This window comes from Lishizhenia sp. (assembly GCF_033720595.1).
Lineage (GTDB): Bacteria > Bacteroidota > Bacteroidia > Flavobacteriales_D > Crocinitomicaceae > Lishizhenia.
Map to the genome: position 1 here is coordinate 1 of NZ_JAWWCF010000043.1, position 18,258 is coordinate 18,258.

An 18,258-nucleotide genomic window follows, 5' to 3' on the forward strand; every position below is an offset into this window, starting at 1 on the left:
AGAGATAGTAGGATACCTATACGAAAATGATCAAACGGAAGCTAAAGCTCTTTTCGCAAAAGTATGGGTAGAAGATAATGGGGCAAAGATAGGAGCTACAACGGATGAGGAAGGGAAATTTAGAATTTCAGCAATTCCTCCGGGACTTTATCTTTTACAAGCTCAGTATTATGGAGATACATTATCTGACACTATAAAATGTGAGGTTACAGCTAACGGTATCTTAAATATTGGTAGAGTTAATGTTGTTACAAATGTTACTGAATTAGGGGGGGTAACCATTAGAGGAGGTGAACCTTTGATAAAGTTTGGTAGTGCCGGGGAGACTACAATCAGTTCTCTAGATATCAAGAATAGTCCAGACAGACAGGACCCTGTGAGTTTAATTGTTGGTAAAAATTCTGATATCAAAAAGAATGAAAGCGGACAAATGATGATTAGAGGTGCTAGACCTGGAGATATGGCTTACTTTATCGACGGAGTTAAATTAAGAGATGCATTAAGAATACCAGGATCTGCAATTGGTGGAATAACGGTGTACTCTTCTGCAATACCTGCTAAATACGGGGATACAAATGGAGGTGTAATTGTAATGAATACAAAAAGTTATGCTGATTTGTATAGAAGATGGAAAATAATGACAACAACAGTAGAATAACCTACCCATTTGAGAAGGGATAGCAACAAAGCATCTGGGTAGAAAAAGGGCAGACTTTAACTAAAGTCTGCCCTTTGTATGTTTGTCAATTACTTTAAACAAAAACGAATTGATGGTCTTCTAAAAGTGCTTTGAGCTGAGGGTCTTCTGGCCCATAAAATTGTCTGCCAAAATTATCCCATTCTTCTTTCGTTTCCACTGAAAGGTTTTCTTGAATGTGTTCTATGATGTCGGCGCCAATTAAGTAAGGGGATTGATCTTCTAATAATTCATCTCCTAAAAATTGACCCACAATGTGGTATTCGTCATTTATTTTTGGAGTTTTATTCGTCAGTAAGCATTCCTTTTTCCAATTACTTTCCCAATCCTCTTCGGTTAATGCAGCTCTTCGTTTCATTAACTCTTCACCCATTAAGGAACGCTGTAAAAAAGCTCTAGATTCCGTACTCATTTTAGCAACTTGCTCTTGTGCACACATGATGCAAAGTGCCATTTCAAACAGGGTTAAATCTTCACCTTCTTCAGTGCGTTTATATGCCTTTTCAACAACGTAAGGCATTTTTCCATCATCCAGTCTACAATCGCAGACTTTGCAATGTGTAAAAGGTTTGTGATCAACGTCAGAGTAAAAGTCTTTTGGGATTTTAGCCATTTTCTTGCTCTATAAGTTTGAGGTAAGTTTTTAAGTTTTGTTCGTCAGCCTTTTTAAGGATAAGTAATTTCTCTTCTGTTTCAACAACGATGTAATCATCTAATCCTTGAATAATAGCTTTTTTCTTTGTAGGTAATTTCACCAAACAATCATGGGCATCTATCATTCGAATGCCAGGATTGTCTGTTGCGTTGCCGTGGTGGTCTTTTTCGAGATGACCATACAAGCTACCCCATGTTCCTAAGTCAGACCAATCAAAGTCTGCCAAAACAACACTAATGTTACGTGCATTTTCCATAACTGCAAAATCTATAGAGATGTTTTCAGCAGCATGAAAGGCTGCATCTACATAGGCTTGTTCTTTGTCTGTGAAATATACAGAGAAGTCTTTACAGAATAAGTCATGTAGTTCTGGCTTGAAGCGTTTTAAAGCATTTAAGATTACTTCAGCGGTCCACACAAATATTCCAGAGTTCCAACAGTAGTCACCACTTGTCAAGAAGATTTTAGCCAATTCCTTGTTGGGTTTTTCTGTAAATTGTTTTACTCTTTTTACATCACCTCCTACAACATCTCCGTCTTCAAAGAACTGTATGTAGCCATACCCCGTATCAGGTCGTGTTGGTTTAATACCAAGGGTTGTGATGCGCTTGTTTTCTTTCGCATTTTTCAAGGCAATATTGATTATACGCTCAAACTTATGTTGTTGCAATATCAAATGATCTGAAGGAGCTACAATTAGATTGGCCTCTTTGTTTAACGCGTAAATTTTAGCCGCGGCATAAGCGATACAAGGCGCAGTATTTTTGCGCTCTGGTTCTGTTAGTATTTGCTTGTCGGCTAATTCAGGCAAATGCTCCTTTACCATTCCGCAGTATTCTGCATTGGTAACGATGTAAATATTTTCGTTGGGTATGATGTTGAGCAGTCGTTCATAGGTCAAACGCAAGAGTGATTTTCCTATTCCCAAAACATCTAAAAATTGTTTAGGGCGGGCAGGGGTAGACATCGGCCAAAACCTCGATCCAACTCCTCCAGCCATAATGACTGCGTAATTATTTGTATCCATTTTTAATCTTCTATTCGTTCTACTTCGGCAAGGCAGTGTACCAAATATAACTTACCGGTGCCTATTTCTTCGCACATGTATCGCTTTCTACGCAATTTTCCACGTTTAAAGCTTTTGTTGTTGAGTATAAAACATTCGTTTTCTCTTAATTCTTCAACTGTAATAAGCGTGTGTTTTTCGCTATCATAACGTTTCAATACTCTACTTAGTGCAAGGTCTGTGCAAGAACTTGCTCTAGGCTTGTTTACACTGTTGCGTAAAGCCAATTTAATGTCTCTAGGAATTTCTTCAGCATCCAAGAGGGGGGAGAGGAGTTGGCTGAATTTATTTTGCCATTCCAAACCATGGGCTTTAACCTGCCAGCCATGCTCAATGTAGGTTTGCATGTGGGCAAATTCGTGCAAGGTCGTTATCAAGAATTGATAAGGGTTTAAATCGCCATTCACCGTAATTCTATGGTAATCACTTTTAATGGGTGGACGATAATCTCCCAGCTTTGTTTTTCGTGGTTTGCTTACTTTAAAAGCAACTTTAGAAGAAAAGAGTAAATCTGTCACATAACCTGTAAAGGCTGCTGGAATAAATTTTTCTAACTTTTGTTCTATTTGCTCTCTTTTTGTCATACAGAAATGGGCTGTAGACCTTACCTAAGGTAAAGTGTAAACAATTACATGTGGGTATAAAATCGCTCTAAAATAAGGATACTTTAGAATAAGCTATTAATTTAGCACGGAGTTATGAATAATATTCAGAACATAGGAAAATATTTCATGCTGTTAAAGCAGGTACTTACGCAGCCAGAGCGTTTCCGTGTGTATACAAAACGCGTGTCAAACGAATGGGAAACTATAGGGATTAACTCTATGGGAATTGTAGGTATCCTTTCTGTATTTATGGGGGCGGTTATCGCTTTGCAAACGGCATCTAATATGGATAGTCCTTTATTGCCTAAATATACCATAGGTTATATTACCAGATCTTCTACCATCTTAGAATTTTCACCTACCATTATCTCTTTAATTTTGGCAGGTAAGGTAGGGTCAAACATTGCCTCTGAAATTGGAACGATGCGCGTAACAGAGCAAATAGATGCTTTAGATATCATGGGGATTAATAGTGCGAGCTACTTAATTTTACCCAAATTAATCGCAGCGGTTACTATCCTTCCATTCTTGATAATTATTTCAATGGCGTTAAGTATCCTCGGAGGTTATTTTGCCGTGACTACATCTAATCTTTGTTCTCACGAAGAATTTGTTTACGGAGTACGCGCCTTTTTCGATACAGGTAATATAGTCTATGCCTTGGTGAAAACGATGGTGTTTGCTTTTATTATCGTTTCGGTTTCTGCTTTTTACGGGTATTACACGAGAGGTGGAGCGCTAGATGTTGGTAAATCATCTACGCAAGGAGTAGTGTGGAGTACCATCACTATTTTGATCGCCAACTTTATATTAACGCAATTAATCTTACTGTAATGATAGAAGTGAAGGGCGTAAATAAATCTTTTGGTGAAAAGCATGTTTTGCACGATATCAACGCAGAGTTTCATCCAGGAAAAGTGAATCTGATCATTGGTCAATCAGGACAGGGTAAATCTGTACTTACCAAGTGTATTGTTGGTTTAATGGAGATAGATTCTGGAAGTATTTACTTTGATGGACGTGATTTTAGTGCTATGGATAGGAGAGAGCGACGTGAAATTCGAAAAGAGATAGGTATGCTTTTCCAAGGTTCTGCTTTGTTCGATTCTATGACGGTAGAGCAAAATATCATGTTCCCTTTGGATATGTATACTTCCATGACCAAAGAGGAGAAGATAGAAAGAGCCAACTTCTGTTTAAAGCGTGTAAACCTAGAAAATACAAATCATCTTTATCCTGCCGAATGTTCTGGAGGTATGCAGAAGCGTATCGCCATTGCACGTGCTATTTCAATGAATCCGAAATACTTATTTTGCGATGAACCAAACTCTGGTTTAGATCCAAGAACGAGTATTTTGATTGATAATTTGATTCGAGAAATTACTTACGAGTACAACATCACAACCGTTGTAATTACACACGATATGAACTCGGTGATGGAGATTGGAGATAAAATCAGTTTCATCAATGAAGGTAAAATTTGGTGGGAAGGTGATAATAAGGAGATCTTAACCACGGATAATCAAGAAATCATCGATTTCGTGTACGCCTCTAAGTTCATGAAAAACCTCAAAGGAAAACTTGCTTAAACTAAGCGTAAAGAATTATCTCGTTTAGAATATTGATTTTTATTCTTTAGAAGGGCGTCATCCGGCTATCCGTTTTAGTCCACATCCCAAATGCTAAGTAGCACTAACCATCGCCAAAATTTCCTGCGGTCATATTTGCAATGTTAAGTCCTTCTAACCTTTTGTTTAGTGCAGCTGCCACTGCTATCCGGCGCAGGGTCAGTTCTGAGTGTGAGTAGGGAGTGAAGAGTTGTATTTTTATTAAAGGTTCCCGAGCGAAGTCGAGGGACCAATTTGTAGTTTAAAACCTAATCGTACAACTCGTAATCCAATAATTTCAAAATGGTAAACTCATGTGTAATCACATCTCTACGCATAATGTAGTCGATGCGGTAAGTAGCTCTATCATAAATTACTTCTGTTTTGTATAAATACTTTCCGTCTTTATACTCGTTACGCGTGTCTACGTTGCCGTGTTCGTCGTATCTGTAAGTAATGATAGTCATAGATCTTCTCGGGTCTTTAACCTCGATAGAAACGCTGTCTATACGCGCTTCGTAATTGTAGAAGTATTTGGTACGCTTTAAATGGGTCGACTTATCGTATTTTTCGTATTCCTCTACCTTAAACCCAATACTGTCTACTGTTTCTGTTCGGTACTTGTACGGCAAATTCATATTGTTGTACACAACTTGTCTTTCTTTACCACTTACTTTTTTGTAGGTATAGCGCTCTGTAGATACAAGGTATTTTTCACCGATTTCAAAATCTATCTTTCTACCGTTCTTGTTTTTTAGTCGGTAAAACTCCGTACTAGTAGGTCTTCCAATAGAATCATAAGTGTAGATATATGCTGAGAAGCCGTGTTTGTCGCTAAAACGTTCGCTGGTGAGTTGTCCTTCTGCATTGTATTCAAACATGGTAACCACTGTATCTAACTTGCCATTTTCCTTGATGGTTTCGTAAGATTTAATCATTCTACCTTCAGTATCGAATTCATACACGCGCTTTAAACCATTGGTGCGCATGTTTTGTCCTGTTCTTTTGGTCATAAACTCCCCAGAAATACGTTTTATCTTGTTTTTCTTTATGTACTCTGGATTGAAGGATGTGCGTTCACCTAAGGCATGTCCTTCTTCATTAGAAATGATTTGTCCCCAACTGAACGTACTGATAAGAAGCGCGATGAATAGAAGTGTTTTCATGATTTGAATTTTACAAAATATCCCGAACACCAAGGGTATTCGGGATAATAAATTTCCTATGTCTTACGTATATGACAAAGGAGAATAAAGCATTTTAAAGATTGTTTAAACCTTCTTTAACCAATGTAGAAATCATTTTCCCATCAGCTTTTCCGGCTAATTTCTTGCTTAATGTACCCATTACTTTACCCATGTCTTGTGGACCCTGAGCTCCTAAATCAGTAATGGCTTGTGCAACCTCAGCTTTAACTTCTTCTTCGCTCATCATTTTCGGCAAATAAGCCTCGATGATTTCTGCTTGGAATTTTTCATCAGCTGCTAAATCTTCTCTCCCTTGTTCTACGTACAATGCATATGATTCCATGCGTTGTTTGTGTAACTTCAAGATAATTTTGTTCTCTTGTGCTGCAGAAATTTCTTCTTGAGCACCGCTTGCTGTTGCTTCTAACAACAACTTAGCTTTAATATCTCTTAACGCAGAAAGCTTTTCTTTTTCTCTCGCCTTCATTGCGTTTTTGATATCTGTATTAATTTGTTCTGTTAAACTCATCTGTTAGTCTACGTTATCGTGTAAAAAAGAGTTGTTACCTCTTAGTGTAATATCATCATTATTTCCTTCTGAAACATTGAAACGAGAAACTGGGTTCTCAGTAGAGTGAGGTGCATCTTCTAAACGGATTTGTCTTCTCTTAAAGGCAGGTACATTTTCAATTTCTGTAATCCCATCTGCAGATTTGATCTTATCTGTATAACGTTGGATGCGTTCCATACGCTCTTGGTGTTTTCTTTGTTGCTCTTCCGGACTCATTGTAGGACGGGCAGTAAAGTGCTCTGGCTGCTCGTTTTGTACAGTGTTTTGTACAGGAGCTGCTGTTGCTTCAGGAGTAGCCTCTTCTTCTGCTTCGTCTAAGAAGTAACGCTTCACTTCTTTTTCCTCTTGAGGAGCTGGCGTTTCTTGCGCTTGAGGTGCTACTGGCGCCTCTTCTTCTTGTACTTCTGTACGAGACTCAAATTGAGTAGCTGGTTTTACTTCCCAGTTATAGCTTTGCTTTTCTTCTACTTTTGGTTGTTCTTCTTGTACAGGAGTTTCTTCTGTTTTTAAGTAAGGCTCTTCTACCTTTTCTTCTTCAACTTTAGCCTCTACTTGACGTGAAGTTGCTTGAGATAAGGGAGTTGTGATTTCCTTCTTTACTTCATCCTCTAATGAACGTCTTTTTTTTTCAGGAGCTTTTTCAAATCCAGTGATTGGAGAAGAGTGGAATCCAGTTGCGATTAAGGTTACCCCTAATCCATCTCCTAAAGTTTCGTCATAACCGTGTCCCCAAATAACGTCTGCAGTACTTCCTGCTTCGTCTTGGATGTAGTCAGTGATGTCAGAAATCTCATCCATCAATACTTCTTTATCACCGTAAGTGATGTTCAACAACACGTATTGAGCTCCAGCAATGTCATTATCATTCAATAACGGAGAAGTTAAGGCTTCTTGTACCGCTTGAATTGCTCTGTTTTCACCCTCAGATGTAGCAGAACCCATAATGGCAACACCGCTGTCTTTCATTACTGTATTTACATCGTTGAAATCGACGTTGATTGCACCAGTAACAGAAATTACTTCAGCAATTCCTTTCGCAGCTGTAGTTAATACGTTGTCAGCTTGAGCAAAGGCATTACCCAAAGTAAGGTTTCCAGAAATTTCACGTAATCTTTCGTTGTTAATCACTAAAAGTGTATCAACATTTTCACGCATGTTTTCCAAACCGTCCTCAGCTTGTTGTCTTCTTTTTCTTCCTTCAAAACTAAATGGAACAGTAACAATACCAACCGTTAAAATACCCAATTCTTTAGCGACTTGAGCAATTACAGGAGCAGCACCTGTACCAGTACCACCACCCATACCGGCAGTAACGAATACCATCTTCGTTTCCTTCGATAAGAATTCTCTAATTTCATCTATGTTCTCCACAGCTGCGTTCATTCCAATTTCTGGAATAGAACCTGCTCCACGACCTTCTGTTAAAGACGGTCCTAATTGAAGTTTGTATGGCACTGGAGAAATATCTAATGCTTGTCTATCTGTATTGCAAACGATGAAATCAACACCTTTGATTCCTTGGTTATACATGTGGTTTACGGCATTACTTCCTCCACCACCAACTCCTATCACCTTAATGATAGAAGATTGTCCTTTTGGTAAATCGAATTCCATACTATTTAGTTTTGTTTCTTGTTTGCACAAGAGTGTTGTTGTTTGTTCTTAATTTGTTGTCGGCTTTCTATTCATCTTCATCAAACCAGCTCTTGCTCTTATTGATGATGGTGTCAAAGAAAGATCCTTTTGTTTTCTTAGAATGAGTTTTGATGGCTGAAGCGCGTTTCGCTCTATTTTGACGTTCGCTGCTTTCAAAGCCTTTCAATACTAATCCTATACCTGTAGAATACATAGGTGAGGTAATGGTTTCAGCAATTGGAGATTGTCCTAAATGCTCGTTCGGGTATCCGATACGTGTATCCATTCCTGTAATGTATTCAAACAATTGTGTGATGTGCTTTAACTGTGCACCACCACCTGTTACTACGATACCACCGATTAACTTTTTCTCGTAACCAGAGTTTTTGATTTCGTAGTATACGTGCTCGATAATCTCTTCCATTCTGGCCTGAATAATACTTGCCAAATTCTTGATAGAAATTTCTTTCGGCTCTCTACCTCTCAGTCCAGGAATACAAACGATTTCATTTTCTTGAGATTCCGATGCCAGCGCACTACCAAACTTCACTTTTAAAAGTTCAGCTTGTCTTTTCAAAATGGTACATCCTTCTTTGATGTCTTCAGACAAAATGTTACCTCCAAATGGAATAACAGCAGTATGTCTGATGATTCCTTCGTGGAAGATAGCGATGTCAGTTGTACCACCTCCTATATCTACCAATACGATACCTGCTTCTCTTTCTTCGTCAGAAAGTACAGCTGCGGCACTCGCAAGGGGTTCTAATATTGTTTCTTGTACTTCTAATCCAGATTTTGTAACACATTTCTGGATGTTTTTTGCTGCTGCAATTCTTCCTGTAATAATGTGGAAGTTTGCTTCTAAACGAACACCTGACATTCCGATAGGGTCTTTAATCCCTTGCTCATTGTCTATGATGTACTCTTGCGGTAACACGTGGATGATTTCTTCTCCCGGTTCCATTACCAATTTGTACATGTCTTCGATCAATGCGTCGATGTCCAATTGTGAAATTTCATCATCAGTAGCGGTACGTGTGTGTATACCTCTGTGTTGAATGCTGTTGATGTGTTGTCCAGCAATCCCCACATTCACTACACCTATCGTCAACTCTCCTTCTACGCGATCTTGCGCTTCTTGAACAGCTGTTTTAATAGATTGAATAGTCTTCTCTATGTTGGTAACAACACCACGAGTAACACCTAAAGATTCAGTTTTACCCATCGATAAAATCTCTATCTTCCCGTGTTCATTTTTTTGGCCTACAAAGCATGCGATCTTCGTTGTTCCAATATCTAAACCAACTACAATTTCAGACATATTCTTTATTTTTTCTTTCCTACAATTTGTTCGTCAAATCTCAAGTCTATGCTTTCGTACTTCTCCCAACCTTCGTAAGGGATGATTTCTTCATAAAAAACCTTGAGCTTGTTAAACTTTTTCTCAACTTCTTCGTCACTTTGCGCTAAACCAAATACTATTTCTTGATTTCCTACGCGGGGTATGAGTTTGAAACCCTTGTTGTTATCGTAATGCAATTGGGTAAACAAAGCATTGAAAAAGGTACTATTACAAACATACTTTGAAATACGGTACAAATCATCGAGCTTGCTTATAGTTATTAAACTGTCGTTGTTAATTAAGCGTTTATAACTCGAATTCTCCATGGTAAAATCATCTAACCCTGTGGCAATCAGAACGTGAGCTGGGAAATCTGAGAGCTCCATCGCTTCACCTTTGTCATCTATGTAAAAGCCTGAATTTCCCTCGGGTAATACCCTAACAATGGGTCTTCTTATTTGTACATCGATTTCCCATTTCCCCCCTAAATTGGAGTATACATTTACGCTGTCAACTACGTTTAATTTTTGAATGTATTCTTCAATATTTTTAATTTTCAAGCTGTCTACAGTCGTGTTTTCCCTCCATAAACCAGCTCTTTTTAACTTCGTTAGAAGTTCTTCTTCTGTTAAAAATGACATTCCTGGATGTTCGTGAATGTGCATTTTCGGAGCTTGCGTTTTCTTTTTGCTTTCACTCAGTTGACTCGCAACTAATAGTACTAAAACAGCCAAGGCAAACACGCTCCATAATGTTGTTTTTAACCACGGTTTCATGTTAGTTTGGCTTTTAAAGGTTGTATCAATCTGTCTATATCTCCAGCTCCTATTGTTAGGTAAACTGCGTTGTCTTCTATTTCAATAGCTTCAATAAGCTGCTCTTTTTCTATAAGGCGTTTGGAAGCATTTGTAGTTTTAGAGAGTAGTACATCACTTGTAATTCCTGGAATGGGTTCCTCGCGAGCGGGGTAAATTGGCAAAAGAATCAATTCATCTAAACGGCTTAATTCTGCTGCAAATTCATCCATGAAATCTTGTGTGCGCGAAAACAAGTGTGGTTGGAAAATACCAATGATCTTTTTTCTGGGGTAAAGGAGCTCTATGGATTTCAATAGAGCCTTTACCTCCGTTGGATGATGCGCGTAATCATCGATATATATCCTATTATCGGTTTTTATATGATATTCAAACCTACGTTTAACTCCTTTAAAACTGGCTAAACCTTTTCTAATTTCTTCTTCACTTAGACCTATGAATTGGCATAAAGCTATTATCGCCGTTGCATTTTCTGCATTGTGTATACCGGGTATTCCAAGCTCTATATTCTCCCATGTTTTATTTTGAAAGTGATAGTCGAATAGAAATTTACCCCCCACATAGCGCAATTTGTCACTGTAACATTTTGCTTTTTGGTTTACTGCATAGGTCAAAGATTTACCTGGGGCAGTTACTTCAGTATCTACCTGTTGAATGAGTAGACCATCAGGAGATGTTAAATCGCAATAGTCTTGAAAGTTTTCTTTTAATGTTTCTGCGTCACCATAGATGTCTAAATGATCGGCATCTGTAGAAGTGATGATAGAAGCGAAAGGTTTCAACTGTAGAAATGAACGATCAAATTCATCGGCTTCAACAACGGTATATTCACTGGTAGGGTGAAGAATTAAGTTGCTATTGTAATTACTACTGATACCTCCTAAAAAAGCATTGCATCCTACGTGAGATTGTTGTAATACATGTGCCAAAAGGGAAGAGGTCGTGGTTTTGCCATGTGTACCTGCTACGCCTAAACCTTTGCTACTTTGGGTAAGTAAACCGAGTGCCTTAGATCTTTTAATCATGGTGTATCCAGCTTCTTCTAAAGCGATTAATTCACCTAAGTTCTTATTTACGGCGGGTGTGAAAATGACCAAAGTTGTTGCTTTATCCAACTCTTTTAATAGTTCCTTGCCCTTGTCTTGGTAGTGAATCTTTATTCCCTCTTGAGTTAACGTTTGGGTAAGTTCACTTTCTGTTTTGTCGTATCCACTTACTGCGAATTTGTTGACGTGAAAATAGCGGGCAAGGGCCGACATACCAATGCCGCCTATGCCTAAAAAGTAGATATGTTTAAAATCTTCTATTCTCATGCTTTCAAATCCATCAATACTTGAACAATATCTTGCGTTGCATTAGGTTTTGCTAATGCCTTTAAATTTCCTCTTAATTTATTTTGAAATGCGGGGTTGTTGAGCAATTGTAAACTCAAGGGTATCAATTCTTCTACCGCCGTATTATCTTTTACTAAAAGTGCAGCTCCTTCATTTACCAAAGAATTAGCATTGTGTGTTTGGTGATCTTCTGCTACGTTTGGGGAAGGAACCAAGATGCTCGGTTTTCCAACCAAAGCTATTTCTGAAACAGATAAAGCACCTGCTCTGGAAATGATAACGTCCGCTGCTGCATAGGCCAATTGCATTTCCGGTATGAAATCGGTTAATACAATGTTGTTGTATTTATTGGTGTCAACTTCTTTGGAAAGTCGCTCTTTGTAAAACTTACCGCATTGCCAGATAACTTGAACATCGGCCGCGAGTAAAGTATCTAAATGCTGTTGTACACTGTTGTTTAAGGTGAGTGCTCCCAAACTTCCTCCTAAAACAAGAATAGTTTGCTTGTCTGTAGATAGGTGAAAGCTCTTTAATGCTTGTTCACGTTTCCCTTCTATTTCGGCAACTTCAGTTCTTACAGGGTTACCGGTAAAAACTATTTTTTCAGCTGGGAAGAAACGGTCTAGTCCCTTGTGAGCAACGCATATTTTGTTAACCTTTTTAGAGAGGTATATATTCGTTTTTCCGGGAAAAGAATTTTGCTCTTGTACAACGCTAGGTATGCCTAAGCGGGTTGCTGCGATTAGTGTAGGGGCAGAGGCATAACCTCCAACTCCTACCACAACGTCTGGCTTAAAATCTTTGATGATTTTTTTTGCCATGAAGTAAGATTTTAAAATCTTAAAAGGTAAAGCTAGATTGCTTAAAGTGAGCTTGCGTTGAAGTCCACGAATCGGTAACCCAATGATCTTGTATCCAGCCGCAGGAACTTTTTCCATTTCCATTTTACCCTCAGCTCCTACGAATAAGATTTCTATGTTCGGGTTTTGTGCTTTTAAACCATTGGCAATAGCTACGGCTGGGAAAATATGACCTCCCGTTCCACCACCTGATATGATTGCTTTCTGTATCATTCTGCTATGCTATTTTTTTGGGTAGTTGTGGCTACTTCTTTTCCTTTATTTTGTTTGTTAGCAATAGATTGAACTATTCCTACCGCGGCACACGCTGTTACCATGGCAGATCCTCCCATGGCTAAGAAAGGGATGTTCTGTCCGGTAACAGGTATTATTCGCGTGCATACGAGCATATTTATAGAGGCTTGAAGCATTAACAAGGACCCGATTCCTATACACACATAAGTGTGGAAGAGTTTATCGGCCTTCAAACCTATTCTGAATATGCGGTACATTAAACTCATGTAGAGTAAAATCAAAATGATAGCTCCGAAGATTCCGAATTCTTCTACAAAGGAAGAGAAGAAAAAATCGGCATATGCTTCGGGTAAGTATTCTTTGAGTCGTCCTTTACCAACACCTTCTCCAAACAAGCCTCCAACGTGTATGGCAAGTTCGGCATTGATGGCTTGTGCATTTTCAATGATACTCGTTTCTTCTCCAAAGGCTTTAGTATAGCGCGAAACCCAAGTGTCCAAACGAGGAATCAACTGTATTTCGGGTTGTAACGCAAAGTGTAAGAGTACGGCGATGGAAACCAATCCTAAACCACCGGCGACTAATACACCAATTCTTTTCATGGGGTACTTACCTACAAATAACAATAGGAAGGCAATGGTACCCAGTAATACAGCTGTAGAGAAGTTGTCTTTAAAGATTAATCCACAGGTTATAACGATAGCGGAGGCGATGGGTACGAAGCCCGTTTTCCAATCTAAAAAGTTGTCTTTCTTAACAGCGAGCTGTTTGGAGAGATAAAGTATTAAAGCCAATTTGGCAAAGTCAGAAGTCTGGAAGGTTAATCCTACGATTGGGATTTTTATCCATCTACTAGCATCGTTAATTCTTACTCCGAAAAAGAAGGTGAAGATGAGCAAGAAGATGGCCATGATGAGTCCAAACTTCGATAATTTAGAAAAATATTTAGGGTCTAAGCGATGCAGGTAATACATCACGGCAATACCTATTGCTATGTATATAACGTGCTTAAAGAGGTATTTGAAGGGTGATCCTCCTTCCGTTTTTACCAAAATAGGTACGAAAGAGAATACACACACCAAAGAGATGAGCATAAGTAAAAAGACGATAATCCATATCCCCTTGTCACCTCCTAAATATTTTAATAATGACTTCAATTATTTGTTGTCTTTTAAGTAATTCAAAAAGGTAGTTTCCATTTCTTTTGCCTTGGTTCCTAGTCCTGGAGCAAAAAACACAGTGTTCCCTTCATGGGCTACTTTAGTTAACATTTCGCAAGCTTCTAATATGTCGTTTTTACGTGTAAAGAAGGTTACTTGTGCTTCTAAATCATAGCGGAACTTTTTATTCGCTTGTCCAAAAGAAATAATGGCTTCTACCTCTTGGTTTAACCAGGGTCTTTCTTCTCTAAAATCGTGTTCTAAATCACTACTCATGATCCAGATAACAGGATTGTCTAATTGTTTCAAGGCGTCAAAACATTCATTTAGGTTGGCACCTGACCAAGAGAATATTTTCATACCTCTAAAATCTTCGTGTTGTGTTAAATGCTTGTTAGCTTCCTTTAATGCGTTCTGACGTGCAGAAAGTAAACTATCCTGCAAGGTCTTTTTATCTAGTTTTTGCATGACGTTACGTTTTAATGGGTTTTATAATGCTCTCACGGCATCTTTAAATTGGTTACCTCTATCTTCGTAGCTTTCGAATAAATCGAAACTAGCACAAGCTGGAGATAACAATACTGTTTCATCTTTTTTAGCCAATTGGTATCCAAAACCAACTGCTTCCATAGCAGATTTTGCTTCTACTATAGTTTCTATTTTACCTTGGAATGCCTCAATGATTTTAGAGTTATCAACTCCTAAGCAAATGATGGCTTTTACCTTATCTTGAACAAGTTCTGCCAATTCTTCGTAGTTGTTTCCTTTGTCTACACCACCAACGATCCATACAGTTGGTTTTTCCATGCTTTCTAAGGCGTACCAAGTTGAGTTTACGTTGGTTGCTTTTGAGTCATTAATGAATTCAATACCGTGAACTTTGGCTACGAATTCCAAACGGTGTTCAACGTTTTTAAAATCAGATAAACTCTCTCTGATTGTTTCTTTTCTAATGTCGAGGATTCTTCCTGCGATCCCAGAGGCCAAGCTGTTTTGAGTGTTGTGCTTGCCTTTCAATGCTAAATCGTGAATAGACATAATGAATTGGTTTTTTATTGTTATTGTTATTTGTTGTTCGTTTGCGTATGCTCCTTGTTTTTGTTCTTCTTTCAAAGAGAAAGGAGCTAATTGAGCCTTGGTGTTTGTTAGTGCCAAATGCTCAGTGATGATTGGGTCGTCAGCATTATAAATGAACCAATCGTTTGCTGTCATGTTTTGAAGAATTCTAAACTTTGAAGCCGTGTAATTTTCCATTTTGTAATCGTAGCGGTCTAAATGATCCGGTGTGATGTTTAAAAGGATGGCGATGTCTGCTTTAAATTCATACATGTCATCCAATTGGAAGCTACTTAACTCCAATACGTAGTATTCAAATTCGTCTGCTATGACTTGTTTGGCCAAGCTTTGACCGATGTTTCCAGCTAGTCCTACATTTAACCCAGCTTTTCGCAAGAGGTGATGTGTTAAAAGGGTAGTGGTAGTTTTTCCATTGCTACCTGTAATACATATCATCTTTGCTTGCGTGTAGTAACCTGCAAATTCAATTTCGGAGATGATTTTGATTCCTTTATCAACTGCCTTCTTGATGATAGGAGCTTTGTGTGGGATGCCTGGAGATTTTACAATTACATCACTCTTTAAGATGATATCTTCTGAGTGTTGTTCTTGCTCAAATTGTATGTTGTTGTTTGTTAATTCTTGTTGGAATTTATCCTTGATTTTTCCGAAATCTGAAACAAAAACATTCCACCCCTTAGCTTGTGCTAAAAGTGCAGCGCCAACACCGCTTTCGCCTGCGCCTAAAATGCTGATATGTTTATTTGTTCCGTTCACGAGTTATCTTAATTTCAAGGTTACGATTGTGATTACTGCTAAGAGTATTCCTACAATCCAGAAGCGCGAAACAATTTTTGCTTCGTGAATTCCTTTCTTCTGGTAATGGTGGTGAAGGGGGGCCATACGTAAAATGCGTCGGCCTTCTCCAAATTTTTTCTTGGTGAATTTGAAGTAACTGACTTGTAATATCACAGAGGCGTTTTCAATGATGAAGATTCCACAGAGTACAGGAATCAATAATTCTTTACGGATAGAAATAGCGAATACAGCAATGATTCCTCCTAATGCTAAACTTCCGGTATCTCCCATGAATACTTGTGCTGGGTAAGAGTTGAACCATAAGAAACCGATACAAGCTCCAACGAAGGCAGAAATAAAGATTACCATTTCTTCTGCAAATGGAATGTACATCACGTCCAGGTAGTCGGCGAATTTTAAGTTGGAACTTACGTAGGCTAATACAGCTAAAGCCAAACCTATGATGGCAGAACTTCCTGTGGCTAAGCCGTCCAGTCCGTCCGTCATGTTGGCTCCGTTAGAGATTGCTACTACGATGAAGATTACAATCAAAGTGAAGATGGCAAAGCCTATCCAAACATTGTTGCCGCTTAATAGTGAGTAGTTCACTTCATTGTTTTTTACAAAAGGTATAGTAGTGGTCTTGTCTGTTGTCATGATCCACTTGCTGTCTGTTCCTTTGTTAAATTCTGCGTGTTTATCTGTAACGTCAACTTCGTTTTGAGCAAGGACGTATTGACTGTCAACTTTTTCGTGAGCTTTAACATCAGGGTGGAAGTAGAGGATAGATCCTACAATTACACCTACACCAATTTGTCCGATTACTTTAAACTTTCCTGCTAGTCCTTCTTTGTTCTTTTTAAATACTTTGATGTAGTCATCTAAGAATCCAATCAATCCTAACCAAACCGTTGCAATTAACATGGTAATTACATAGATGTTGTGAAGTTTAGCAAAGAGTAAAGTAGGGATGAGAATGGCGCTCAAAATAATTAATCCACCCATGGTAGGGGTACCTTCTTTCTCCTTTTGTCCTTCTAAACCTAAGTCTCTTACAGATTCTCCGATTTGTTGCTTTCTTAAGGCATTAATGATGCGCTTTCCGAAGATCATAGAAATGATCAAACTCGTGATTAATGCAGCGGCAGCTCTAAAGGAGATGTAGTCAAATACACCTGCTCCAGGGATGTCGAGTTCGTTGAGATATTGAAATAAATAGTACAACATTATTTGTCAAGTTTTTTAAATAGTTCTTTCGTTATTGCCATGTCGTCAAAATCGTGTTTAACGCCATTGATTTCTTGGTAGGTTTCATGACCTTTTCCAGCGATCAAAATAATGTCGTTGGGTTGTGCCATGCTGATAGCTGTTTTAATCGCTTCCTTACGGTTGGTGATCGAGAGGGTCTTTTTGAAATGTTGCCCTTCTACACCTGCCATCATTTCTTCAATAATGGTTTCAGGATTTTCAGTTCTTGGGTTGTCAGATGTAATCACTACTTTATCGCTCTTCTCACAAGCGATTCCAGCCATTAAGGGACGCTTTGTTTTGTCTCTATCACCACCACATCCTACAATTGTGAAAACGGTTTCGTTTTTCGTTCTGATGTTGTTGATCGTTCCTAAAACATTTGCCAAGGCATCTGGAGTGTGCGCGTAGTCTACAATAGCTATAATTCCACTTTCACTCTTCGTGTATTGGAATCTACCCTCTACACTTTCTAGGGTGCTGAGCTGTGTTAACACTTCCAACTCGTCTTCTTCTAAAGTGATGGCAATGGCGTACACTAAAAGCAAGTTGTAAGCGTTGAAATCCCCAATCAATCTCGACCACAATTCGGTTCCGTTCATGTTTAAGACCAATCCTGTAAATTGGTTTTCTAACACTTTCGCTTTAAAATCAGATACAGACTTTAAGCTGTAGCTCAATTTCTTAGCTTTTGTGTTTTGTAACATTACCGCTCCGTTTTTATCGTCGAGGTTAGTGATGGCATAAGCTTCGTTACCGAGATGGTCAAAAAAGCTCTTTTTAACGTTCAGGTATTCTTTGAAAGTTTTGTGATAATCCAAGTGATCATGCGTGATGTTGGTAAATCCTCCCACTTTAAAGTCTAACCCTGTAGTTCTGTGTTGGTGGATAGCATGTGAACTCACCTCCATAAAACAGTGCGTACATCCTTCTTCTACCATTTGCGCGAGTAGGGCGTTCAAACCTACTGCGTCAGGGGTAGTGTGTGTAGAAGGAATGTCTTTATCTCCAATCTTATTTACAACAGTAGAAAGGAGTCCTACTTTATACCCAAGCTGCGTAAATAACTTGTGTAGTAGGGTAGTGCACGTTGTTTTACCGTTGGTTCCTGTAATGCCAACTAGCGTTAGTTTTTTACTTGGCTCATCGTAGAAGTTGTTGGCCATTAGGGCCAATGCTTGGTGTGAGTCTTTAACTTGTATGTAGTTAACTCCTGGAGTAAGAGTTGTAGGTATGTTTTCACAAACGATAGATGTACAACCGAGTTCTATGGCTTTAGTGATGTAATCATGACCGTCAACCGTGAACCCTTTAATAGCAACAAAAACAGTGTTGGCTACTGCTTTTCGAGAGTCGAAAACAATAGATTCAATCGCCACATCTGTGCT

Annotated in this window: 18 protein-coding genes; 3 read left to right on the plus strand and 15 right to left on the minus strand. The window is 38.6% G+C overall.

Annotated elements, in window-relative coordinates:
- Positions 1-658: hypothetical protein (locus tag R3333_RS04785; protein ID WP_318957602.1), on the plus strand; the 658-nt coding region annotated here is incomplete at its 5' end.
- A 94-nt stretch (positions 659-752) separates the two neighbouring features.
- Here R3333_RS04785 and R3333_RS04790 read toward each other — a convergent pair.
- The 3 genes from R3333_RS04790 to R3333_RS04800 are packed head-to-tail and all read right to left on the minus strand — an operon-like array spanning position 753 to position 3,002.
- Positions 753-1,310, minus strand: a complete 558-nt coding sequence (locus R3333_RS04790; RefSeq protein ID WP_318957604.1) for a hypothetical protein — start codon at positions 1,308-1,310, stop codon at positions 753-755.
- Positions 1,303-2,379, minus strand: coding sequence for a mannose-1-phosphate guanylyltransferase (locus R3333_RS04795; RefSeq protein ID WP_318957605.1), 1,077 nt, complete (start codon positions 2,377-2,379; stop codon positions 1,303-1,305). The genes R3333_RS04790 and R3333_RS04795 overlap by 8 nt, the downstream gene beginning before the upstream one ends.
- A 2-nt stretch (positions 2,380-2,381) precedes the next feature.
- Complete coding sequence (locus R3333_RS04800) at positions 2,382-3,002, minus strand: sprT domain-containing protein (RefSeq protein ID WP_318957606.1); 621 nt, start codon at positions 3,000-3,002, stop codon at positions 2,382-2,384.
- Between the two features lie 114 nt (positions 3,003-3,116).
- On the opposite strand from R3333_RS04800, the gene R3333_RS04805 reads away from it, so the two are divergent.
- Both R3333_RS04805 and R3333_RS04810 read left to right on the plus strand, forming a co-directional pair.
- Positions 3,117-3,857: an ABC transporter permease gene (locus tag R3333_RS04805; protein WP_318957607.1), complete on the plus strand. Its 741-nt coding sequence runs from the start codon at positions 3,117-3,119 to the stop codon at positions 3,855-3,857.
- The gene (locus R3333_RS04810) at positions 3,857-4,612 is read left to right on the plus strand and encodes an ABC transporter ATP-binding protein (protein ID WP_318957608.1); all 756 of its coding nucleotides are present in this window, start codon (positions 3,857-3,859) and stop codon (positions 4,610-4,612) included. The genes R3333_RS04805 and R3333_RS04810 overlap by 1 nt, the downstream gene beginning before the upstream one ends.
- A 287-nt stretch (positions 4,613-4,899) precedes the next feature.
- Here the strand turns inward: R3333_RS04810 and R3333_RS04815 are convergent, their stop codons facing one another.
- The 12 genes from R3333_RS04815 to R3333_RS04870 all read right to left on the minus strand — a co-directional run.
- Positions 4,900-5,796: a hypothetical protein gene (locus tag R3333_RS04815; RefSeq protein WP_318957609.1), complete on the minus strand. Its 897-nt coding sequence runs from the start codon at positions 5,794-5,796 to the stop codon at positions 4,900-4,902.
- Positions 5,797-5,890: 94 nt separating this feature from the next.
- Entirely contained in the window at positions 5,891-6,346 is a 456-nt protein-coding gene (locus R3333_RS04820) for a GatB/YqeY domain-containing protein (RefSeq protein WP_318957611.1), read from the minus strand.
- Positions 6,347-6,349: 3 nt separating this feature from the next.
- Positions 6,350-8,002 carry a cell division protein FtsZ gene (ftsZ, locus tag R3333_RS04825; RefSeq protein ID WP_318957612.1) on the minus strand — a complete coding sequence of 551 codons (1,653 nt, stop codon included), beginning with the start codon at positions 8,000-8,002 and terminating at the stop codon, positions 6,350-6,352.
- A 67-nt stretch (positions 8,003-8,069) separates the two neighbouring features.
- Positions 8,070-9,344: a cell division protein FtsA gene (gene ftsA / locus R3333_RS04830; RefSeq protein ID WP_318957613.1), complete on the minus strand. Its 1,275-nt coding sequence runs from the start codon at positions 9,342-9,344 to the stop codon at positions 8,070-8,072.
- Between the two features lie 5 nt (positions 9,345-9,349).
- Entirely contained in the window at positions 9,350-10,141 is a 792-nt protein-coding gene (locus tag R3333_RS04835; protein ID WP_318957614.1) for a hypothetical protein, read from the minus strand.
- The gene (gene murC, locus R3333_RS04840) at positions 10,138-11,493 is read right to left on the minus strand and encodes a UDP-N-acetylmuramate--L-alanine ligase (RefSeq protein ID WP_318957615.1); all 1,356 of its coding nucleotides are present in this window, start codon (positions 11,491-11,493) and stop codon (positions 10,138-10,140) included. The genes R3333_RS04835 and murC overlap by 4 nt, the downstream gene beginning before the upstream one ends.
- Positions 11,490-12,587 carry an undecaprenyldiphospho-muramoylpentapeptide beta-N-acetylglucosaminyltransferase gene (gene murG / locus R3333_RS04845; protein WP_318957616.1) on the minus strand — a complete coding sequence of 366 codons (1,098 nt, stop codon included), beginning with the start codon at positions 12,585-12,587 and terminating at the stop codon, positions 11,490-11,492. Before murG ends, murC begins: the two co-directional genes overlap by 4 nt.
- Complete coding sequence (locus R3333_RS04850) at positions 12,584-13,765, minus strand: FtsW/RodA/SpoVE family cell cycle protein (protein ID WP_318957617.1); 1,182 nt, start codon at positions 13,763-13,765, stop codon at positions 12,584-12,586. Before R3333_RS04850 ends, murG begins: the two co-directional genes overlap by 4 nt.
- Entirely contained in the window at positions 13,766-14,236 is a 471-nt protein-coding gene (locus R3333_RS04855; protein WP_318957618.1) for a hypothetical protein, read from the minus strand. It abuts the gene before it with no gap.
- 21 nt (positions 14,237-14,257) lie between these two features.
- Positions 14,258-15,601, minus strand: coding sequence for a UDP-N-acetylmuramoyl-L-alanine--D-glutamate ligase (murD, locus tag R3333_RS04860; protein WP_318957619.1), 1,344 nt, complete (start codon positions 15,599-15,601; stop codon positions 14,258-14,260).
- Positions 15,602-15,604: 3 nt separating this feature from the next.
- Positions 15,605-16,849 (minus strand): phospho-N-acetylmuramoyl-pentapeptide-transferase, encoded by a 1,245-nt coding sequence (gene mraY / locus R3333_RS04865; protein WP_318957620.1) that lies wholly within the window; start codon positions 16,847-16,849, stop codon positions 15,605-15,607.
- On the minus strand, positions 16,849-18,258 hold a 1,410-nt coding region (locus R3333_RS04870), incomplete at its 5' end, for a UDP-N-acetylmuramoyl-L-alanyl-D-glutamate--2,6-diaminopimelate ligase (RefSeq protein ID WP_318957621.1). The genes mraY and R3333_RS04870, both read right to left, overlap by 1 nt.

What these genes read in the sequence shown, in the direction of transcription:
- R3333_RS04790 (WP_318957604.1), bottom strand. Translation starts at nt 1,310, where the DNA reads ATGGCTAAAATCCCAAAAGACTTTTACTCTGACGTTGATCACAAACCT.
- R3333_RS04795 (WP_318957605.1), bottom strand. Translation starts at nt 2,379, where the DNA reads ATGGATACAAATAATTACGCAGTCATTATGGCTGGAGGAGTTGGATCG.
- R3333_RS04800 (WP_318957606.1), bottom strand. Translation starts at nt 3,002, where the DNA reads ATGACAAAAAGAGAGCAAATAGAACAAAAGTTAGAAAAATTTATTCCA.
- R3333_RS04805 (WP_318957607.1), top strand. Translation starts at nt 3,117, where the DNA reads ATGAATAATATTCAGAACATAGGAAAATATTTCATGCTGTTAAAGCAG.
- R3333_RS04810 (WP_318957608.1), top strand. Translation starts at nt 3,857, where the DNA reads ATGATAGAAGTGAAGGGCGTAAATAAATCTTTTGGTGAAAAGCATGTT.
- R3333_RS04815 (WP_318957609.1), bottom strand. Translation starts at nt 5,796, where the DNA reads ATGAAAACACTTCTATTCATCGCGCTTCTTATCAGTACGTTCAGTTGG.
- R3333_RS04820 (WP_318957611.1), bottom strand. Translation starts at nt 6,346, where the DNA reads ATGAGTTTAACAGAACAAATTAATACAGATATCAAAAACGCAATGAAG.
- ftsZ (WP_318957612.1), bottom strand. Translation starts at nt 8,002, where the DNA reads ATGGAATTCGATTTACCAAAAGGACAATCTTCTATCATTAAGGTGATA.
- ftsA (WP_318957613.1), bottom strand. Translation starts at nt 9,344, where the DNA reads ATGTCTGAAATTGTAGTTGGTTTAGATATTGGAACAACGAAGATCGCA.
- R3333_RS04835 (WP_318957614.1), bottom strand. Translation starts at nt 10,141, where the DNA reads ATGAAACCGTGGTTAAAAACAACATTATGGAGCGTGTTTGCCTTGGCT.
- murC (WP_318957615.1), bottom strand. Translation starts at nt 11,493, where the DNA reads ATGAGAATAGAAGATTTTAAACATATCTACTTTTTAGGCATAGGCGGC.
- murG (WP_318957616.1), bottom strand. Translation starts at nt 12,587, where the DNA reads ATGATACAGAAAGCAATCATATCAGGTGGTGGAACGGGAGGTCATATT.
- R3333_RS04855 (WP_318957618.1), bottom strand. Translation starts at nt 14,236, where the DNA reads ATGCAAAAACTAGATAAAAAGACCTTGCAGGATAGTTTACTTTCTGCA.
- mraY (WP_318957620.1), bottom strand. Translation starts at nt 16,849, where the DNA reads ATGTTGTACTATTTATTTCAATATCTCAACGAACTCGACATCCCTGGA.